Genomic DNA, 20,273 nt, shown 5'->3' with positions numbered 1-20,273 from the left:
TCATTTTCCGGAGCTGGTAACCGTCTGCCATCCGAGCCCGCCAAAGGCTGCGGCAATGTAGTATTGGCAGTTCATCGCCAATCCGGCGAATAACGCGTGATGTGAAACCTCGCGTGAGTGCGCCATGAAACTTCGTCGCTTATGGTTGGCAGCCGCCGCGGTTTTGAGTTCGGCACCAGCCCTCGCCAGTGACGATAGCGCGCCGCCTGCACCATTGCCGTTATTCGAGGCAGTCAAAAGCTTTTGCATGGACACTGGCAGTATTCCCGACGCCGTGGCCAAAGCCGTCGAACATGCCGGTGGCGCTGAGCACGTTCCAGCCAATGAGGCAGAACGCGATTTTAAAGCGCGCCTTCCCTCCCTGTCCTTTCGAGACGTGACGGTGTTGGGGCACAAAATATCGGTGACCGCGACCGACCAAAACTACGGATTTTTTCCGGGCATAAAGACTGCGGCCTGTAGCGTTTGGAGCCAGACCAATGAAGATAACAGCGTTTTGGCGTTCCTGAAGTTGGTAGGTGCCCCTTCGGAACTCCTCGGAAAGTCGCCTCTCGATACGCTCTACAAATTTGCATATCGGCAAGACGCAAACACCCGGACCGCAGTAGCGGAGCACTCGCAAGCCTATCTCGACGCCGCGCGCCATGGGCAGTTATGGGAGCTCGCGATTGTGCGAGACCAAAATGGCGCTAGCATCACCCTGGCGCATTTATACGCCATCCAATTGCCGCAGCCGGTGAAGACTAAACCATCCAAGAAGCGCGCGCGTTAAGCCACCTTCAGCTTGGCGGCGATGGTTTCGATGCGTTTGACGGCGGTTTCCAAAGCATCGGCGGCGATGCTCTCGGTATTTTCGACTTTCACCGCCAGATCCTCGCGGCGGGCGCGCTCGGCGGCCAGTTCCTGACGGGCCGTTTCAAGATGGGTGGTGGCGGCATGGACCTCATCGGCTAGCAGAACCGCCGCCATTAAAAGCAGCCGCTGCTCGCCGACATTGCCCACCGCCGACAAAAGCTCGCGCACCTTGGTATCGACCTCGGCCCCGAGCTCCTTCAGATGCTGCTCCTCGCCGTCATCGCAGGCGATCGTGTAGGCCTTGCCGTTCACCATCACATTGACGAGAGGCATGAAAATCTCCTTGTTGGGCTTTCAGGCTGGACACGGCAGCGACAAATTCGCTTGGGGCGGGGATATTAGCGGCTAAGCGCCGTGCGAATCTCGGCGATGGCGCCGTCGAGACGATCTTCCACTTCCTCGGTAAGACCGGACAGGGCTCGCGCCTCGTCTTCCAGGGTGGCCACACGGGCCACCAGCGCTTCGCGTTCGGCATCGAGTGCGGCAATTTTTGTTTCCGCGACTGCAGCCGATTCGCGCGCCTTGGCGAGCGGCGAAACCACCGTTTCCAGGTCATCCAAGGCCTTGGCGAGCCGCGCTGCGGCCAATTCGAGCCTGCTCATGGTGCCGTCCTCCTGCCTGTGGCAATCCTATCGCTGGTACTGCGAAGACGGGCCCAACTTAGGCTTTCGCCCAAATGGGGGTCAACGCGCCTAGCCTATTGTTCCTGTGGGAAGAGTGCGCCGAGTTTGCTAAAGACGGGGCGGAAAAAAGAGGCGCGGCAATCCTGTCCCCCGGCCCCGCATCTTACTCTTTCGGTTTTCGGGCCGGAGCTGGTAAATGTCTGACAAGTGTCTGTCATGCCCGCGCCAGTGAAATACCCCATCCGGGGTGCGCCGGGCAGAACGATGCGCCGAGAGGTGGACTTGACGGGTCCACTAATGGGCGACAGAAGTTTCACCAGAACGGTAACGCTACCATTGGCGCTATAGCGGCAATTAGACCAGAGAAGGAACCTCGGATGAGCAGCCCCACCAGCTTTCAAGATCATACCCGTACCCTCGCCAATGCGATCCGTGTTCTGGCTATGGACGGCGTGCAGGCGGCCAATTCGGGCCACCCGGGCCTGCCGATGGGCATGGCCGATGTCGCAACCGTTTTGTTCTCCAAATTCCTGAAGTTCGACGCCGCCAACCCGACTTGGCCCGACCGCGACCGTTTCGTGCTCTCCGGCGGCCATGGCTCGATGCTGATCTATTCCCTGCTCTGGCTGAACGGCTATCCCAAGATCACGCTGGATGACCTCAAGGGTTTCCGCCAGATCACCAGCCACTGCGCCGGTCACCCCGAATACGGCATGCTGCCGGGCATTGAAACCACCACCGGCCCGCTCGGCCAGGGCCTGGCCAATGCCGTCGGCATGGCGATCGGCGAGAAGATCCTGGCCGCCCGCTTCGGCGACGACCTCGTGAACCACAAGACCTATGTCTTCGCCGGTGACGGCTGCCTGATGGAAGGCATCAGCCATGAAGCCATCGCGCTGGCCGGCCGCATGAAACTGAACAAGCTCGTGCTGCTCTGGGACGACAACCACATCACCATCGACGGCGCCGTGGAACTCTCCGACGCCACCGATCAGGTGAAGCGTTTCGAAGCCGCCGGTTGGGCGACCCGCCGCGTCGATGGCCACAATGCCGACGATATCGCCGCCGCCCTGGACTGGGCCCAGAACTCCGACAAGCCGGTGATGCTCGCCTGCCGCACCATCATTGGCTTCGGCTCGCCCAAGAAGGCCGGTTCTCACAAGGCACACGGCGAACCTTTGGGCGCCGATGAAGTGATCGCGACCAAGAAGGCGCTGGGCTGGCCCTCCACCGAACCCTTCGTGGTGCCGGAAGAAATCGTCGCCGAATGGCGCAAGGTCGGCAGCCGCGGCGCCGAAGCCCGCAAGGCTTGGGAAGCCCGCAAGGCCGCCTCGCCCAAGGCCGCCGAATTCGACGCCGCCCAGATCGCTGATGTGCCGCAAGCCACCCTCGACGCGCTCAACGCCGTGAAGAAGAAGGCGAGCGAGGAAAAGCCCGCCGTCGCCACCCGCAAAGCCTCGGAAATGGCGCTCGACGCCATCAACACCACCTGGGCGCTGACCATCGGCGGTTCGGCCGACTTGACCCCCTCCAACAACACCAAGACCAAGGATTTGGTGGACATCACGCCGGAGGATTTCTCGGGCCGTTACATCCATTACGGCATCCGTGAGCACGCCATGGCCGCGGCCATGAACGGCCTCTGCCTGCATGGCGGCGTGGTTCCCTACGGCGGCACCTTCCTGGTGTTCTCCGATTACTGCCGCCACTCCATCCGCCTCTCCTCGCTGATGGGCATCCGCGTCATTTACGTCATGACGCATGATTCCATCGGCGTCGGCGAAGACGGCCCGACACACCAGCCGGTTGAGCATGTCGCATCCTTGCGCGCCATTCCGGGCCTGAAGGTCTATCGCCCGGGCGATGTGGTCGAAACCGCCGAATGCTGGGCCGATGCGCTCTCCGACAAGCACGCCCCGGCGCTGCTGGTCCTGTCGCGCCAGAACATGGCCACCTTCCGTACCACCCATACGGAAGAAAACCTGGCCTCCAAGGGCGCCTATGTCGCCGCCGACGCCGAAGGCGCGAAGGTCACATTCCTTGCAACCGGCTCGGAATTGGAACTGGCCTTCAAGGCCCGCGACCTTTTGGCCGCCGATAACATTCCGGCCCGCGTCGTTTCGATGCCGTGCTGGGCACTTTTTGAGAAACAAAGTGCAACATACCGTGAGGCCGTTTTAGGCCCCAACACGGTGAAAGTGGCAATTGAGGCGGGAATTCAGTTCGGCTGGGACCGCTATATCGGCCCGAATGGCGCTTTCGTGGGCATGCATGGCTTCGGCGCCTCGGGCCCGGCGAAAGAAGTTTACAAACACTTCGCCATCACCGCCGAAGCAGCCGCAGAGGCGGCAAAAAGTGCATTGAAAGGGTAATCTTTCAAGCTTAAGTCAGCGCTGTCAAAAAAAGGGATCCTAGGAGGTTCATATGGCCATTCGTGTTGCTATCAACGGCTTCGGCCGCATCGGTCGGTTGGTGTTGCGTTCTATCGTTGAGTCCGGTCGCCGCGATGTTGAAGTCGTTGCCATCAACGATCTCGGCCCCGTCGCTACCAATGCTCACCTGCTCAAGTACGATTCGGTCCACGGCCGTCTGAACGCGTCCGTCACGGTCGACGGCGATACGATGATCGTCGCCGGTCACAAGATCAAAGTGACCGCGATCAAGGATCCCACCCAGCTCCCGTGGAAGGAACTGGCGGTCGATATCGCCATGGAATGCACCGGCATCTTCTCCGCCCGTGACAAGGCTGCCATGCATCTGACCGCCGGCGCCAAGCGCGTGCTCGTCTCCGCTCCGTCCGACGGCGCCGACCTCACGGTCGTCTATGGCGTCAACCACGACAAGCTGACGGCCGAGCACATGGTCGTCTCCAACGCTTCGTGCACGACCAACGGTCTTGCCCCCCTCGCCAAGGTGCTGAACGACAACTTCGGCGTCGAAAAGGGCATCATGACCACGATCCACTCGTACACGAACGACCAGCCGTCGCTCGACCAGCTCCACAAGGACCTGTATCGCGCCCGCGCTGCTTCGCTGTCGATGATCCCGACCACCACCGGCGCCGCCAAGGCTGTCGGCCTGGTGCTGCCGGAACTGAAGGGCAAGCTCGACGGTATCTCCATCCGCGTGCCGACCCCGAACGTGTCGCTGGTTGACCTCAAGGTCGTCCTGAAGAAGACCACCACCGCGGACGAAATCAACGCCGCGATGAAGGCCGCTTCGGAAGGCTATCTGAAGGGCATCCTCGACTATGTCGATGAGCCGCTGGTCTCCAAGGACTTCAACCACATCCCGGCCTCGTCGTCCTTCATGGCGCCGCAGACCAAGGTGCTGGATGGCAACCTCGCCGCGATCTATTCCTGGTACGACAACGAATGGGGCTTCTCGAACCGCATGGTCGACACCGCGCTCCAGCTCGCGAAGTTCCTCTAATACATTCAGGGGCGCTTTCGGGCGCCCCTGCTCTTTCGAGCGCGCGAGGATCACACTTCGCGCGCTTTTTTTAGGTTTCCCGCATGCCTTAAGCGCATGCCCGTTCGCCCATAAAAGAGGATACCCCCATGGCCACCACTTTCCGCACCATCGACGATCTCGACGTCGCCGGTAAGCGCGTGCTCGTCCGCGCCGACTTCAACGTGCCGATGAAGGATGGCGTCGTCACCTCGACGACCCGCATCGAGCGCCAGGCTCCCACCATCAACGATCTCGTCGCCAAGGGCGCCAAGGTCATCATCTGCTCGCATTTCGACCGCCCGAAGGGCAAGGTCGTGCCCTCGATGAGCCTGAAGCCGGTTGCTGCCGCGCTCGCCAAGATTATCAACAAGCCGGTCGCCTTTGCTGACGATTGCGTCGGCCCGGTTGCCGAAGAAGCCGTCGCCAAGCTGAAGAATGGCGATGTACTCCTCCTCGAAAACACCCGCTTCCATGCCGGCGAAGAAAAGAACGACCCGGAACTCTCCAAGGGTCTGGCCAAGCTCGCCGACATCTATGTCAACGACGCCTTCTCCAGCGCCCACCGCGCCCACTCCTCGACCGAAGGTGTTGCCCATCTTCTGCCGAACGCGGCCGGCCGCTCCATGCAGGCTGAGCTGACCGCCCTCTCCAAGGCCCTCGAAACCCCGGTCCGTCCGGTGATGGCCGTGGTCGGCGGCGCCAAGATCTCTTCCAAGATCGGCGTTCTGGAAAACCTTCTGAAGCGCGTTGATATCCTCGTCATCGGCGGTGCCATGGCCAACACCTTCCTCGCCGCGCAAGGCGTGAAGGTCGGCAAGTCGCTGAAGGAAGACGATCAGTTCCCCACCGCGCTGAAAGTGCTGGAAGCCGCCAAGGCCGCCGGTAAGAAGGTCGTGCTGCCGGTCGACGCCTCGCTGGCGAAGGAATTCAAGGCCGGTGCGGAAAACCGCATCGCCCCGGTTTCCGATATCCATGACGACGAAATGATGCTCGACGTCGGCCCGAAGTCGGTCGAAGAGTTCAAGGCGGTGCTCGCCACCACCAAGACGGTCGTCTGGAACGGCCCCTTCGGCGCCTTCGAAATCCCGCCCTTCGACAAGGGCACGGTCGGCGCGGCGAAGGCCGTTGCTGAAGCCACCCAGGCCGGCAAGCTCCTCTCGGTTGCGGGCGGCGGCGACACCGTCGCGGCGCTCAACACCGCGGGCGCGGCTGATGAGTTCTCCTATGTCTCGACCGCTGGCGGCGCCTTCCTGGAATGGCTGGAAGGCCTGGAACTGCCCGGCGTTGTCGCGCTGGCCGTGAAGTAAGTTGGATGGCCGGATCAAGTCCGGCCATGACGAAATGAGTAAGCCCTCGCACTTCGCGGTGCGAGGGCTTTTTGTTTGGGGGCTACACCGTACCGTTCGTGTCGATGTCAATGCGCAGTTCATCGTCTGCGAGCGGCTCAAAGCGGGCGCGCAAAAGAGCGTAGGTCTCGGGCGCGATATAGAGGCCGGTGTGCGGCGCAGCGTTCCGCGCGGTGAGCCGCTCATGGGCCAGGGCTTCATCGCAATGAAGCTGATACAGCACTGCCTCTGCGCCCACATCCGCCACGACCGCCCTGATGCGATCCCGTTCGGCCCGGCTCCAAAGACCGGTATCGAGGATGATGTCCACCCCAGCAACGAGGCATTGCCGCCAGACCTGTTCCATCAGACGGTGTACGCGGGCGGCGGCGTCTGCGAATTCCGCTTCCGGAGGATCTTCGCCATAGAGCGCGCGCATCCATTCATCATGGGTGAAGCGAACCCCATTGCAGCGTCGCTCCAGCGCTTTGGCAAACGTCGTCTTGCCGGCGCCTAGAAATCCATGCAGCAAATGTGCGGTCGCCATGGCAGCCCCCTGCCTAAATTGCTCCATCAAATTGGACCTCGCCGCAAGGGAGCGTTAAAAGAGCCCCATGACCGATACCCGCCTTTATCTCATCACCCCGCCCAAGCTGGACCCGAAGCCCTTTGGCGAAACTCTAAAATCTGCGCTTGATGCGGGTGACGTGGCCTCGCTGCAATTGCGGCTGAAAGACGTGCCAGAAGAAGACATCGCCCGCGCGGTGGACGTGCTGATGCCGATTGCACAATCACGCGACGTCGCCTTTCTGCTGAATGACCGGCCCGACCTCGCCGCCAAATTCGGCTGTGACGGGGTGCATATCGGCCAGGAGGACACGCCTTATGCAGAGGCGCGGGCAATTGTCGGGCCCGAACGCATTGTCGGCGTCACCTGTCACGATTCCCGTCACCTTGCGATGGAAGCCGGGGAAGCGGGCGCCGATTATGTCGCATTTGGTGCCTTTTATCCCACCACCACCAAAGAGCCAAAAACGCGGTGCGAGATTGACGTTCTTTCATGGTGGGCAGAGGTCATGGTGGTGCCCTGCGTTGCCATCGGTGGCATCACCGTCGCCAATGCCTTGCCGCTGGTGCAAGCAGGTGCTGACTTCCTCGCCGTCTCGAGTGGGGTATGGGATTATACGGATGGCCCCGCGGCAGCGGTAAAGGCGTTCAACAAATTGTTCAAATAAGAGGCACTGACAAGGCCGCTTCCCAAGCCTATATATGTAAGACAGCGCTGTCTTTTTTTGACGCAGCCGAGCGGCGTTGTTTTGCGAAGGTCGCAACGCTAATTAGTTCTGAGAAGAATGGGAGAGATCTATGTCTGTGAAGCTCAAGCCCGGCGTCGTGACCGGCAAAGAATATCGTCAGTTGATCGCCGCCGCCAAAGAAGGCGGTTATGCGCTTCCGGCCGTGAACGTGGTCTCGACCAACGTCATCAACGCCGTGCTCGAAGCCGCTGCCAAGCACAAATCCGACGTCATCATTCAGATGTCGAATGGCGGTGCCCGCTTCTTCTCGGGCGAAGGTGCCCCCGATGCGCATAAGGCCCGCGTGCTCGGCTCCACCTCCATCGCCCAGCATGTGCATCTGCTCGCCGAAGAATATGGCATCTGCGTCGCGCTCCATACCGACCACGCCAACCGCAAGCTGATTCCCTGGGTCGACGGCCTGATCGATGTCAGCGAGAAGCATTTCGAAAAGACCGGCAAGCCGCTCTTCTCCTCGCACATGATCGATCTGTCGTCTGAGCCGCTGGAAGACAACCTGAAAGAATGCGCCCGCGTTCTGAAGCGCCTTGCCCCGCTCGGCATGAGCCTTGAAATCGAACTCGGCGTCACCGGCGGCGAGGAAGACGGCATCGGCCATGAACTCGAAGAAGGCGATGTCGGCAATCCCAAGCTCTACACCCAGCCCGAAGACGTGCTGCGCGCCTATGAAGTGCTGTCGCCGATCGGCCACTTCACGGTTGCCGCCTCGTTCGGCAACGTCCATGGCGTCTATGCGCCGGGCAACGTCAAGCTGCGCCCGATCATCCTGAAGAACTCGCAGGACCTGGTGGCGAAGAAGAAAGACCTCAACGCCAACCCGCTCGACCTCGTCTTCCACGGCGGTTCGGGTTCGGAAAAGCACCTCATCTCCGAAGCCGTCACCTATGGCGTCTTCAAGATGAACATCGACACCGACATGCAGTTCGCCTTCGCCGAACAGGTCGGCAAGGAAGTCTTCGCCAACCCGAAGGCCTTCCAGTATCAGGTCGATCCGGAAACCCATGCGCCGTACAAGAAGCTCTACGATCCGCGCAAGTGGCTGCGCGCGGGCGAGCAGGGCATCATCGCCCGCATGGAAGAGACCATGAAGGACCTCGGCTCGCTCGGCAAATCCGTGGCGGCGAAATAAGCCAGGTTTTATTGGGTTAAAGTATCAGCGCGGCGGAGAGACGATCTCCGCCGCGTTTTGTTTTTTGAACCAGCACAGCCAAGAACGCGGCCATCAAGGGTGCCGAGACCGGAATGGCGCCAATGGCAATGATCCAGACCGGTAGCGTCCAGATCACAACCAGGAACACCTTTTCCCACCTGCTTTCGAAATAGGGCCAGAGCAGCGCGATCACCCAGCCGAACACCACCATGTCGTAGTCGAAAGCGTAAGGCGTCACGACAAAGCTGGCGGTGACGAGTACGGCGATGGAGAGGACTGCATCGCGTTTCTTGATAAAGGTCCAGATCACCGCAGCGAGAGCGATGAGCGTGAACGGCATTTGGATTTGTTGTGCCAGATGCGGGCCAGCCCCCAGCATGCGTGCGTTCATGTAGCCGGTCGGCATCATGGTGAGAAAACCAGTGCCGGTTTCCAAGACACCCTTCTGCACCGGCATCACGAGGCGCACGTAATCGCTCCAGATGCTGTGGCCGAAAACGAGCGCGGTGAGAAGGATCAGCGCCACCACGGTAATGCCCGCGGCGAGAAACACTTTCCAACGCCCGCTGAGCACCAGGGCGAGCGGGAAAAGCACCACCAGATGGGGCTTATAGAGCATCAGCCCGAGACATAGCCCGGCAAGCCATGGCCGCTCATCCCAGAAGCGGAAGAACAGGATCAGCAGCGCTGCGGTGAAAAATCCGTTCTGGCCGGAGAAGAGACAGATGCCCGCCGCAGGCGCGACCGCGGCAAAGCCGAGCAAGCGCTTATCAGCGCAGAAGGCACGCGCGGCGCCAATATACGCGCCATAGCCTGCGACGGACCACAGCGCCAAAGCGGCGAGATACGGGAAAAATCCCAAGGGCCAGAGAAAGAGGAGCAACACCGGCGGATAGGACCAGTTATGCGGCGGCATCGGCCCGAAGAGATTTATCAGCGCCTGATTATAGCCCTGCAGGTGAAACAGAGATGGAACATTGCCCGCCAAAACGGCCCGCGCCCCCATCCAGCTATTCACGAAGTCGCGGCCCAGGACGTAGCCGTATTGATCGAGCGGCGGCTTGGATTGGACCAAATAGATGAGAAAAAAACCGGCGATAAGAACCCCGGCGACAAGGCTTAGGCGGGCCTCAAGGCCAAGACCACGCAAACGAGCCAGATTTAAGGGTCCCATGCTGCAACTTTCCGGCGACAAGTTTGGATAACGACCCTTCACCCTTTGGTAAAGCGGCGCCATTGGTAAAGCGACGATTGCGCCATTTGCCCTTTGCCCCGCGGGCTGCTATCACCCGCCCGCTCTTTCTCACCAGGAAAATTCAGGCGCACGCGGGATCACCCCCGCGCGGCAGACGTTCAGAGGACCACATGGCCAAGATTGCGGGTAACGAAATTCGTCCGGGCACCCTTATCCAACATGACGGCGGCCTCTGGATAGCGGTCAAGACCCAGGCGGTGAAGCCGGGCAAAGGCGGCGCCTATAACCAGGTGGAACTCAAGAATATCCTGACCGGCACCAAGCTGAACGAGCGCTTCCGCTCGGACGCTGCCGTTGACGAAATCTATCTCGAGAAGAAGGACTATCAGTTCCTCTACGAGTCCGGCGACATGCTCACCTTCATGGATATGGAGAGCTATGAGCAGATCGAAATCGAGAAGGATTTCATCGGCGAGCGCGCCGTGTTCCTGACCGACGGCATGAAGGTTCTGGTGCAATCCTATGAAGGCAAGCCCATCGGCGTGCAGATTCCGCTCCAGGTCGTTCTGACCGTGACCGAGGCCGATCCCGTGCTGCGCGGCGGCACGGCTGCCCCTTCCTATAAGAGCGCCGTGCTTGAGAACGGCCTGAAGATCCAGGTGCCGCCCTTTATCGAAGCGGGCACCAAGGTCGTCGTCGCCACCGAAGACGGCAGCTATGTGAAGAGAGCCGAAATCTGATGCCTTATCTTTCCCCTGCCCTGAATGTGATGGTCGCGGCTGCGCGTAAAGCAGGCCGCCCCTTGATCCGTGACTTCAACGAGCTCGAGCACCTGCAGGTGTCGATGAAGGGCCCGGCGGATTTCGTCTCCAGCGCCGACCAGCGCACCGAGAAGATCCTGATCGAGGAACTCGTCAAGGCACGCCCCGGCTATTCGGTTTTCGCCGAAGAAACCGGTGCGCATGAAGGGACGGATAAGACCCATCGTTTCATCATCGACCCGATCGACGGCACCACCAACTTCCTGCATGGCGTGCCGCATTTCTGCATCTCCATCGCGCTCGAACGTGAAGGCACGCTGGTATCGGGCGTGGTCTATAATCCTGTCACCGACGACATGTATGTCGCCGAAAAGGGCCATGGCGCTTATCTGAACGACAAGCGCCTGCGTGTCGCCGCCCGCAAGGAGCTGCCGCAGAGCTTGATCGCGACCGGCATTCCCTTCATGGGCCGCGGCCCCGACAGCGAACGCAAGCGCTCGCTGAAGGAAGTGGAAGCGGTGGTCTCACGCACCTCGGGCATCCGCCGTTTCGGCTCGGCGGCGCTGGATTGCGCTTTCGTGGCCGCTGGCCGTTTCGATGGCTATTGGGAGCGCGGGCTGAATGCCTGGGATATCGCTGCGGGCGTGCTCCTGGTGCGCGAAGCGGGCGGTCTTGTCACCGACCTGAATGGCGGCAGCGACGTCCTGAAGGGCGACATTCTCTGCACCAACGAAGCGCTGCATCCCCAGCTTCTCAAGCTGATTCGGGACGCGGGCAAATAAGACACCGCCACACGGCAATGTGCCCAACAGCGGCAGACAACGGCAGTTGAGGCGGAGCGCTGAGGCGACTATGGTTGACAGGACCTCACGGCCATTGGATTCCATGCGCCTCACTCTCGCCTTCGCTCTTGCCCCGCTCGCTCTGGTCCCACTCGCCCTGGTGCCACTCTCTGGCGCCGCCGCGCAAAGCGTGACGGTCAATTCCATGGGCGTGAATGCCGATGGGCAGGTGCTGATCGATCCTGGCACGGGTCAGCCGCGCGCGTTGCCGCCCCTGCTTCAGCCCTGGCAATACAATGAAAAGCCAATCGTGCTGCACATGCCGCGTGCGCGCGCCAAGGTCCCAGCCACCGATACCGCGGTAACGCCTCCCGCCAGCGAGAGCTATGCGGCGGCGCCGGTCGAGACGCCTAAGCCGAAAAAGCATAAGGCGGTGGCCGCAGCCGCGCCGGTCGAACCTGCGCCGGTGGCTCGGGAAATGACAGAGGAAGCGCCGAAAGAAGCGCCCAAGCCGAAGAAAATCGCGAGCGCCAAGCCCGCGCCACAGACCACAACACCCCCGGCGCCAAAACCCGCCGCGCCGGCGCCGCAGAGCGCCGCCAGCAGCCTCAGCGGCTTTGGCGATCTTCAGACCCTCACCATGGCGCCCGCTAACAAGCCCGCGCCAGCGCCACAGAAAGCCGCTCAGCAGGCGCCCAGGCCCGCGCCGCAACCCGCCCCGCAGCAGGCAGCCCCGCAGCAGGCAGCCGTAAGCAAGCCGGTGCAGACCGCGAGCATCGAGCCCGCGAAGTCCTCCAAGGCCAAGGTGCCGGCCGGCAGCCGCCGCGATACGGTGACCTTCGCCCCCAATGCCAGCGATCCTTCTGCCTCTGCGGTGAGCGCAATCCGGACCCTCGCCAATTCGCTGGGCGATGTGGCAGCCGACGGCTCCGCCCGCATCCAGCTTCTGGCCTATGCCGGTCAGCGCGGCGAGAAGACCTCTGATACCCGCCGCATGTCGTTGAAGCGCGCGCTGGTGGTACGCCAGCTTCTCATCGATGATGGCATTCCCTCCGAGAAAATCGACGTCTTCGCCCATGGCGGCGTAGACGATAACGGCCCGCTCGACCGCGTGGACGTGATGGTGACGCGCTAACCGGGTTGGGGTTATTTCATAAAACCCACCGCCACATTTGTGATTTAGAGGCGCGATAGGCTATCGTCGCCGCTGAATGGGCTTGGGGGATTTCATGAAAAAGGCTTTCGCAGCCGCGTGCATGGTATTGTTTGCAATGCGGGCGGAGGCATTCCCTTACAAGGAAAGCGGTCAGGCGGTCGCCTATGCCATGCCCGCCATCGCGATCACAGTCGCCCTGTCGAAGCACGATTATAAGGGCCTTGCCCAACTCACCGTTGTGACCGGCCTGACCTATGGCACCGCCTATGCCTTGAAGCAGATCGTCCGCTCCTGCCGCCCCTACGCCAAGATTCCGGGCGGCGGCTGCGCGGGCGGCGCCTGGGATTCCTTCCCCTCCACCACTTCGGCGCTGGCCTCGGGCCCCTCGTCCTTCATGTGGAACCGCTACGGCGCGGATTGGGGCATACCGATGTTCATCGTCTCCAAATATCCAAGCTGGGCGATGCAGAAGGCCAAGAAGAACAAGCTGTGGGATGGCCTTGCCACCACCGCCATCTCCTTTGGCTACAATCAGATCTTCACCACCCGCTATCACCGCCCCTGGGATCACACCGAAGAGCGCGGCTTCTTCACCGGCATGTTCGGCACCGATGATGGTGATGGCGCCATGGCGACCGTGGGCTACCGCTTCTAGGCGAAGAGGTTGGCATCTGGTCACTTGTCCGTATGCGTCCTTTAAACCATAGTAATGTTCTGTCTCACACGGGGAAGTCTTGATGCTTGGTCGTTCGGCAATCTGCGCCGCAGTCGCATTCGCATGTTCCGCGCTGCCTCTTCAGGCCAAGATGACCGAAACCGCCGGAACCGGCATTGCCATTGCCATGCCTCTGGTGGCTGGCGGCATCACGCTTCTGAAGCATGATCGCGTCGGCACGGCACAGCTTTTCGTCACCACCGCGCTGACGGTTGGGACCGCTTACGGTCTGAAACAGCTCATCCGTGAGTGCCGCCCCTTTGCCGAACCGTGCAGCAAAGGCGGCGGAAATTGGAACTCCATGCCGTCGGACACCACCGCCTTGGCGGCAGCCCCCGCCGAATTCCTGCGCGAACGCTATGGCTGGGAGTACGGCATTCCCGCTTATGCCGCCACGGCTTTTGTAGGCTGGAGCCGCGTCGATGCGCAAAAGCATCATTGGTATGATGTCGCCGCCAGCGCGGGCATTTCGCTGCTTTATAACGAGCTGATCACGACCCGCTACACCAAGCGCTATGGCTTCACCTCGGACCTGCAAGCCCAGCCGAACGGCCTCTTCGCCTCGGCCAGCTATCGCTTTTAGGCCTGTTTGAATTCGATATCTTTCAGCCGGTCGACATCGCGCAGCGGCGGAAAGAGCTTCATCCAGATCGCCACCACGCCAAGGGTGCCGAGCCCGCCGATGATCACAGCGGGGATCGAGCCGAACAAGGCGGCGGTGATGCCGCTTTCGAATTCGCCCAGCTCGTTGGAGGCCCCGATGAACAGCATGTTCACGGCGCCGACGCGACCGCGCATTTCATCCGGGGTTGCGAAGCTGACGAGGGACTGGCGCACGAACACCGAAATCATGTCGGAGGCGCCGAGCACGAACAACGCGCCCATCGAAAGATAGAAGTTCGACGACAGGCCAAAGACGATGGTCGCCACGCCGAACACGGCGACAGCGGCGAACATTTTCACCCCGATATTCCGCTCGATGGGGCGGCCCGTTAAAGCCAGCGCCACCAGCGCGGCCCCTACCGCGGGCGCACTGCGCAAAAGCCCGAGCCCCCAAGGACCGGTATGCAAGATATCGCGGGCGAAGAGCGGCAACAGCGCCGTCGCACCGCCCAAAAGCACCGCGAAGAGATCGAGCGAAATCGCGCCCAGAATGACGGGGCGGTTTTTCACGAAGCGGATGCCTTCCACCACGCGCTCAAACCGGCTCATCTCGGTATTGACCTCTTTGGCCCGGCGGCGCCCGCCAATGATCGCGGTGATGGCGGAGGCAGCGACAAAAAAGGCAAGACAGAGGCTGTAGGTCACTTCCGGACCGAAGGCGTAGAGAAAGCCGCCCATGGCGGGACCTGCGATCACTGCCGTGGTGAAGACCGAGGAGTTCAGCGCGATGGCGCGCGGCAGCCTTTCGGGCGGCACCAGAAAAGGCGTCAAGGACTGGCCTGCCGGAGAAGCAAAGCCGCGCCCCACCCCGAACAGCACCAGCACGGCGTAATAGGCCACCGCCGTCTTGATGCCGGTGATGGAGAGAGTGAGGAAAATCGCCGCGCAAAGCCCCTGCAGCAGCAAAGCCAGCGACAACACGCGGCGCTGATCGAAACGATCCGTCATCTCGCCCGCCGGCAAGGTGAAAAGGAACATCGGCAGGAACTGGCAGAGGCCAACAAGGCCAAGCGCCAAAGGCGTGCGTTCGATCTCGTAAATCTGCCAGCCAATGGCGACAGACTGGACCATCATGGCGACGGTGGAGAGGAAGCGGCTGCTCGCAAAAAGGATGAAATCGCGATGGCGGTAAACGGTCGGGTCACTCATACGCGGCGTTGCCACTCCTCACGCGAAATACGCCAGACATCGACTTTGTAGGCTTTGCCGCCGATCACGAGCTCGGCCTCGGGGCCCTTGCTCTCGCCCAGGCGCTTGGCGACAGCTTGGCTGGGCGTATTGGCGGGATCGATGTTCGAGACGATGTGATCGTCTGGCTGGGTCAAGAAGGCATAGGCCATGGCGGCGGCACCCGCCTCGGTAGCATAGCCATACCCCCAAAAAGGCCGCCCCAGGGTCCAGCCGACCTCGAGCCCGGTCCAGCCTTCCGGCTGCAACAACCCCACCCGGCCCATCAGGGCGCCATCTGAGCGCCGCTCCACGGCCCACATGCCATAGCCGCGCAAGGCCCAATGGCCGAGGGTGACCGCCAGCGCCCGCCAGGCGTCGCTAGGGGCCATAGGGCCGCCCAGGAAGGTCATTGTCTCGGGATCACCCATGATGCCTGCCCACGCCTCGAAATCGCCCTGGGTGAAGGCCCTGAGCGTCAGGCGGTCAGTCGTGAGGGTGGGGATCATGGTCCCCGTCATAGACGGTCGGGGGTAGCCGGACAATTCCCTAATGCGGGTGTCAGCTATTCGTGAGCGGCTTAGCCCGGCTTATTGCAGGTGGATGATCAGCTCGATCGGGCCATCCGGCACGGAAAACTTGGCTTTGTTGAAGCCCGGCGCCGAGAGGAAGGGGCGGGCATCGCGGGAGAAACCATAGCGTTCAAGCGGCAGACCGATCACGTTCTGGTCGAATTCGCCGTTCTTATTGACGTCTTGGAAGGTCTTGATGCCGTAAGTGCCCGGCGGGACATCCTTCATCACCACCGTCGTTTGCGGCGCCACGGCCGGCACGATGCTGTCGACCAAGGGCTTGGCGTCGTTATCGGGCCATTGCTGCTCGGTATAAAGGGCGACGTGGAGTTCGCCGCCCTTGGGATCGATATTGGCGACATGCACCGTGATGGTCGCCGCCATGGCGGCTGGCAGCATCGCGAAGAACATAGCTGCTGCCAGCGCACGCATACGCAGGTCTCCCAAATCCCAGCTCTTAGCCGAGCCGGGGATCCATCTTCTTGCAGGCCTCGATCAGGCCCTGCACCGCACCAGCCGATTTGTCGAGCGCGGCTTTTTCTTCCGCGGTGAGCTGCAATTCGACGATGCGTTCAACGCCATTTTCGCCGATCACGGCAGGGACGCCAACATACAGATCCTTAATACCGTAAGGCCCATCAACATAAGCGGCGACCGGCAGAACGCGCTTCTGATCCTTGAGATAGGATTCGGCCATCTGGATCGCCGAGGAGGCCGGGGCATAGAACGCCGAGCCGGTCTTCAAAAGACCGACGATCTCGGCGCCGCCGTCACGGGTGCGCTGGATGATCTGGTCGAGCTTTTCCTGGGTGGTCCAGCCCATCTTGACGAGTTCCGGCAGCGGAATGCCGGCGACGGTGGAGAAGCGCGGCATCGGCACCATGGTATCGCCATGGCCGCCCAGCACGAAGGCGGTGACGTCTTCCTTGCTGACCTTGAACTCTTCGGAGAGGAAGTGGCGGAAGCGGGCGCTATCAAGCACACCGGCCATGCCGACGATCTTTTCCGCCGGATGATTGGCGAACTGGCGCAGCGCCCAGACCATGGCGTCGAGCGGGTTAGTAATGCAGATGACGAAGGCGTTCGGGGCATAGGTCTTGATGCCCTCGCCCACCGCTGCCATGACCTTCAGATTGATGGAGAGAAGGTCGTCGCGGCTCATGCCGGGCTTGCGCGGCACGCCCGCGGTGACGATCACCACATCGGCCCCGGCGATGCCTTCGTAAGAATTCGTACCAGAAAGATGGGCGTTATAGCCTTCCACAGCGCCACCCTGGGCGAGATCGAGCGTCTTGCCCTGCGGCAGGCCTTCGACGATGTCGAACAGCACCACATTGCCAAGCTCTTTCAGACCGGCCAGAAGCGCCAGTGTGCCGCCGATCTGTCCGCCGCCGATCAACGCGATTTTCGGTTGTGCCATGGAAGTGTCCTTTCTGGGGGCGCCTCATTAGAGAGGCTCAAAAGTTGGGCGAAGGCTTAACGCGCGCCTTTCCGAAGGGCAAGCGGAGCTTACACCCCGCGCCTTAAGGACAGCGCTGTCGGTGCAGTCCTGGATTATTCCTGGCGCTGATGACCGATCAAACCAGTAAGGCCCGCCACGATGATGGTGGTGAACAGCCAGCCTAGAAGCATTTCGGTCCAATACCAAGCCTTGGGAAACCAGGAGACGATGATATCTAGCCTTATCGGATGCGGCCCAATCCTATTGAGTATCCGTTCAAAGCCGGGAATGTTCTCGCCCTGGAGTTTCGGGGATGTGGGGGATACCCCTTGCCTCGCAGTCTGCTTGGTATTGGGGAGGGGACTATCTTTTGCCGCCTCCCTTTCGCGGTAACCATCGGCTGGCACCCATTCGTGCTTCTGACCAAGATCGATGATGGGCAAAAGCACATCCAGCGCGTAGATCGCTGGCTGATAGGGCTCCACGCCGTTAGGCACATTGTTGTGTTTATTGTAATAGTCGCTAACCAGAATGACATCTGATGACGAGCGCATCAGCCCCATGTCACCCTCTATCGCGTAGAGCCAAGAACTGAAAAGCCAAATCCCGGCAAGCCACCACAGCGCGAGGCGCTTATTATAACCATAACCGCAGGTGAAACCGAAAAAGATACGTCGGAACCAATATTCTAACCAGTTTATGCTTTTGTGCTGAAGCCAGTGCCGTTCGCGCCGGTTAAGAATCTTCCGCGCATCCCTTGCGCGCCCCATAGATCTTAGAACCCTAGCGCAATGAGTGAATGGCTGCGGACGAAAATCGGTAGTTAGCTGTTTTTTCTCTTGGCGCAGGAGCAGGGCATAGCGGGCTTCAAAATCCAAATCAGTATTGGCGCCTTCCTCGTCTTCCGGCTCGCCATCGTGGTCGGAAAAGCGATCATCATCGGCAAAGGCACCATAGGTGAATCGATCAAGCTGAATATAGGAAAAACCTCTTCGGTTGCTGAACTTGCCGTTCTTAGGCAGAGCTATGGGCCGTTCATAATCCGGCTCCAACACGGAAAGCTCAATTTCGAGTTCTTCCGCCAGCGGCTTCCAGCTATCGTCGTCAGGTATCACAGCCTTGCTGAGAGGAACTCTCCGCCGGTGCCCAGCGCGCGAAACGCTGTTCGGACGCTCCTTGCCACGGGCTTTTTTCTCTGCGGCTTCGGCGGTTGCGTGCCAATTGGCATTCCAGACGCTACTATCGTCAGCATAAGTCGCCGCATAAGCATCGTGAAGATCGAGACTTCCCCTGAACCGGTGAATGCCTGTCAAATATAGCGCCTTGGCGATACGCGCCCCTTCCAGATCAATGGCATCGCGAATCTTGTCGGAACGTTTCCTGGCTTCCTTTGTAATGCCATCATGAAAAGAGCCACCACGGCAGTGCAGGTTCCCTGTGATGGTAACGCCGCGTAGATAAACTTCGCCGATGCCCACAAAATCATGGCTCAGATAGACATTGCCGCCGATTGTCGCTGAACTGCATACTAAGGACGCACCATCGAGATTAACGAACCGCCCTCCGCGGCAATCAAAATCCCCTCCGATCGTTGCACCGTAAAAATAGGCGACCCCCTGAACAAATATCGGAGTGCCTGCAGGCACTCCTACTGCGTCCCCCAACTCATCACCCCTGATCCGGCAGCTCTCGAGTTTCTTGGCGGCCATCTCGACGGCCTTTGATCGGGGCCCACCGTCCAGAACGACGCTGCCACCAACGCGGATGCTGTCGCAATTGAGCGCGCGGCGGCGTGTGGTAGCTTGCGAGCCTGCATGATCAAACCGGCTGCCACTGCCGACAAATCGCCCGCCGATCTCCGCGAGACAGAAATCCACCGGCCCAATAGCATTGATGCGATCCAGGATAACGCTTACCCCCACCGTCACATTCGTGCAGTTGAGAGCTTTGTATTTGGCATTGCTAAAACTCGATTGCTCGGCACGAAAGCTGGCGCCGATTTTGGCAAGATTGAAATCCACCTCCCCAGTCACCTTCAATCCAGCGAGGAAGACATTGGCGCCTACGGTGGTGTTCCAGCAGTAAAGCGCCCGGGGACCGGCCTGCGGACTTTCCACCATCGGGACGCCATTCAGCGTCGCGCATTCAAAAAACAGGCTGCCACCGATGGAAGCGACGGCGAAATTGACCGTGCCCTCGAAATAGGAATATTCGGCATGAACGCCTGAGCCGATCTTGGCGCCAACAAAGCTGACCTGCCCTTCGGCATGAAAGCCGCGGCTCAGGTAAACCCCGCCGCCAATAGCGGCAAAGCCGCCGTATAAGGCGCGGGCATCCTCTGGCGCTCTCCCTGGCCGGTGATGGCATGGGTGCGCCCTTAATCGCGCCCCTTGGCAAAAAATGCTGACTTCAATCTTGGCGCCGACTATTCGTACCTCGCCCGTAACCTCTACCTTGCGGAGCGAAATGTAGCTTCCGATGGTAGCATCGGAAAAATCCAGCGTGCGCCAGGCATCACCGCTAAATGCGCCATCGAATACGCTGCCATCGAGCTGCACGGAGCCCGCAATCTTCGCTGACTCAAACCTAAGACTAGGACATACGGATTTGGTCAGGACAAATTCGCTATTTATCTTGACGCTGACGGCGGTGATGGGCCGTTGCAGGTTGCAGTTGGTGAAGCTGACATGGCCGAGATTAGCATCAGTCAGTAGTACCTCACCGGAAAATACACATTGATCGAATTGGATGGGTTTGAGGAATTTGAGGGCTGTGAGGTTAAGGTCTCCCTCAACATTGACGCCGCAAAAGCGAGCCCCGGTGGCATCCACGACCACATTGCCACCCGGCAGAGGTGTATCTTCCTGGCTGATGAATTTGCGTATGCAGCGCGCCGGCAGCTGGATGCGCCCGTCGACAACCTTTGGATTGCACACAATTTCCTGGTGGGCCTGACACCAAGAGGAAAAATACTCCGGCGACCAGACCGCCCCCGCGGTCAGCGCATCGACAAGACTCTGCTCTATCGGCGCAAGAGCAGAGTAGGCCCGTTCCCCCATAGCCACCCCCACAACTTTTAGGAGAGGCTACCTTGTGCGC

At 60.6% G+C, this 20,273-nt stretch carries 20 protein-coding genes; 11 read left to right on the top strand and 9 right to left on the bottom strand.

Annotation, left to right across the window (positions count from 1 at the left end; all coding sequences use genetic code 11):
- Positions 1–124: 124 nt before the first annotated feature.
- Positions 125–772: a hypothetical protein gene (locus FHS83_RS10200; RefSeq protein ID WP_167082859.1), complete on the top strand. Its 648-nt coding sequence runs from the start codon at positions 125–127 to the stop codon at positions 770–772.
- Here the strand turns inward: FHS83_RS10200 and FHS83_RS10195 are convergent.
- The gene (locus FHS83_RS10195; RefSeq protein ID WP_167082858.1) at positions 769–1,128 is read right to left on the bottom strand and encodes a cell division protein ZapA; all 360 of its coding nucleotides are present in this window, start codon (positions 1,126–1,128) and stop codon (positions 769–771) included. The genes FHS83_RS10200 and FHS83_RS10195 overlap by 4 nt on opposite strands.
- Positions 1,129–1,193: 65 nt before the next feature.
- Positions 1,194–1,457 (bottom strand): DUF4164 family protein, encoded by a 264-nt coding sequence (locus tag FHS83_RS10190; RefSeq protein WP_167082857.1) that lies wholly within the window; start codon positions 1,455–1,457, stop codon positions 1,194–1,196.
- Positions 1,458–1,855: 398 nt separating this feature from the next.
- Here FHS83_RS10190 and tkt point away from each other — a divergent pair, with 398 nt between their 5' ends.
- From tkt to FHS83_RS10175, 3 genes are all read left to right on the top strand, one after another.
- The gene (gene tkt, locus FHS83_RS10185; RefSeq protein ID WP_167082856.1) at positions 1,856–3,850 is read left to right on the top strand and encodes a transketolase; all 1,995 of its coding nucleotides are present in this window, start codon (positions 1,856–1,858) and stop codon (positions 3,848–3,850) included.
- Positions 3,851–3,902: 52 nt separating this feature from the next.
- Positions 3,903–4,910: a type I glyceraldehyde-3-phosphate dehydrogenase gene (gene gap, locus FHS83_RS10180; RefSeq protein WP_167082855.1), complete on the top strand. Its 1,008-nt coding sequence runs from the start codon at positions 3,903–3,905 to the stop codon at positions 4,908–4,910.
- Between the two features lie 128 nt (positions 4,911–5,038).
- Positions 5,039–6,238 carry a phosphoglycerate kinase gene (locus tag FHS83_RS10175; RefSeq protein WP_167082854.1) on the top strand — a complete coding sequence of 400 codons (1,200 nt, stop codon included), beginning with the start codon at positions 5,039–5,041 and terminating at the stop codon, positions 6,236–6,238.
- A gap of 82 nt (positions 6,239–6,320) precedes the next feature.
- Here the strand turns inward: FHS83_RS10175 and FHS83_RS10170 are convergent, their stop codons facing one another.
- Positions 6,321–6,803: a P-loop nucleotide/nucleoside kinase family protein gene (locus FHS83_RS10170; protein WP_167082853.1), complete on the bottom strand. Its 483-nt coding sequence runs from the start codon at positions 6,801–6,803 to the stop codon at positions 6,321–6,323.
- A 67-nt stretch (positions 6,804–6,870) separates the two neighbouring features.
- Here FHS83_RS10170 and thiE point away from each other — a divergent pair, with 67 nt between their 5' ends.
- Positions 6,871–7,491, top strand: a complete 621-nt coding sequence (gene thiE, locus FHS83_RS10165) for a thiamine phosphate synthase (RefSeq protein WP_167082852.1) — start codon at positions 6,871–6,873, stop codon at positions 7,489–7,491.
- A gap of 130 nt (positions 7,492–7,621) precedes the next feature.
- A complete protein-coding gene (fbaA, locus tag FHS83_RS10160) occupies positions 7,622–8,701 on the top strand; it encodes a class II fructose-bisphosphate aldolase (RefSeq protein ID WP_167082851.1) in 1,080 nt (359 codons plus the stop codon).
- A gap of 16 nt (positions 8,702–8,717) precedes the next feature.
- Here the strand turns inward: fbaA and FHS83_RS10155 are convergent, their stop codons facing one another.
- A complete protein-coding gene (locus tag FHS83_RS10155; protein WP_167082850.1) occupies positions 8,718–9,896 on the bottom strand; it encodes a glycosyltransferase family 87 protein in 1,179 nt (392 codons plus the stop codon).
- A gap of 191 nt (positions 9,897–10,087) precedes the next feature.
- Here FHS83_RS10155 and efp point away from each other — a divergent pair, with 191 nt between their 5' ends.
- The 5 genes from efp to FHS83_RS10130 all read left to right on the top strand — a co-directional run bounded on the left by efp (position 10,088) and on the right by FHS83_RS10130 (position 13,914).
- The gene (gene efp, locus FHS83_RS10150) at positions 10,088–10,657 is read left to right on the top strand and encodes an elongation factor P (RefSeq protein ID WP_167082849.1); all 570 of its coding nucleotides are present in this window, start codon (positions 10,088–10,090) and stop codon (positions 10,655–10,657) included.
- A complete protein-coding gene (locus FHS83_RS10145) occupies positions 10,657–11,460 on the top strand; it encodes an inositol monophosphatase family protein (protein WP_167082848.1) in 804 nt (267 codons plus the stop codon). Before efp ends, FHS83_RS10145 begins: the two co-directional genes overlap by 1 nt.
- A gap of 70 nt (positions 11,461–11,530) precedes the next feature.
- Complete coding sequence (locus FHS83_RS10140) at positions 11,531–12,595, top strand: OmpA family protein (protein WP_167082847.1); 1,065 nt, start codon at positions 11,531–11,533, stop codon at positions 12,593–12,595.
- Between the two features lie 94 nt (positions 12,596–12,689).
- Entirely contained in the window at positions 12,690–13,271 is a 582-nt protein-coding gene (locus FHS83_RS10135; protein ID WP_167082846.1) for a phosphatase PAP2 family protein, read from the top strand.
- An 82-nt stretch (positions 13,272–13,353) separates the two neighbouring features.
- The gene (locus tag FHS83_RS10130) at positions 13,354–13,914 is read left to right on the top strand and encodes a phosphatase PAP2 family protein (protein WP_167082845.1); all 561 of its coding nucleotides are present in this window, start codon (positions 13,354–13,356) and stop codon (positions 13,912–13,914) included.
- Here the strand turns inward: FHS83_RS10130 and FHS83_RS10125 are convergent.
- The 5 genes from FHS83_RS10125 to FHS83_RS10105 all read right to left on the bottom strand — a co-directional run bounded on the left by FHS83_RS10125 (position 13,911) and on the right by FHS83_RS10105 (position 20,233).
- Entirely contained in the window at positions 13,911–15,143 is a 1,233-nt protein-coding gene (locus FHS83_RS10125) for an MFS transporter (protein ID WP_167082844.1), read from the bottom strand. The two genes, FHS83_RS10130 and FHS83_RS10125, sit on opposite strands and share 4 nt — an antisense overlap.
- Entirely contained in the window at positions 15,140–15,670 is a 531-nt protein-coding gene (locus FHS83_RS10120; RefSeq protein WP_208414441.1) for a GNAT family N-acetyltransferase, read from the bottom strand. Before FHS83_RS10120 ends, FHS83_RS10125 begins: the two co-directional genes overlap by 4 nt.
- A gap of 81 nt (positions 15,671–15,751) precedes the next feature.
- On the bottom strand, positions 15,752–16,165 hold the full coding sequence (locus FHS83_RS10115; protein WP_167082842.1) for a DUF2141 domain-containing protein: 414 nt from the start codon (positions 16,163–16,165) through the stop codon (positions 15,752–15,754).
- Between the two features lie 25 nt (positions 16,166–16,190).
- Complete coding sequence (mdh, locus tag FHS83_RS10110) at positions 16,191–17,153, bottom strand: malate dehydrogenase (protein ID WP_167082841.1); 963 nt, start codon at positions 17,151–17,153, stop codon at positions 16,191–16,193.
- A gap of 134 nt (positions 17,154–17,287) precedes the next feature.
- A complete protein-coding gene (locus tag FHS83_RS10105; RefSeq protein ID WP_167082840.1) occupies positions 17,288–20,233 on the bottom strand; it encodes a hypothetical protein in 2,946 nt (981 codons plus the stop codon).
- Positions 20,234–20,273: the final 40 nt, after the last annotated feature.

Source organism: Rhizomicrobium palustre (genome assembly GCF_011761565.1).
GTDB lineage: Bacteria > Pseudomonadota > Alphaproteobacteria > Micropepsales > Micropepsaceae > Rhizomicrobium > Rhizomicrobium palustre.
This window is presented reverse-complemented; position numbering and strand designations above follow the sequence as displayed.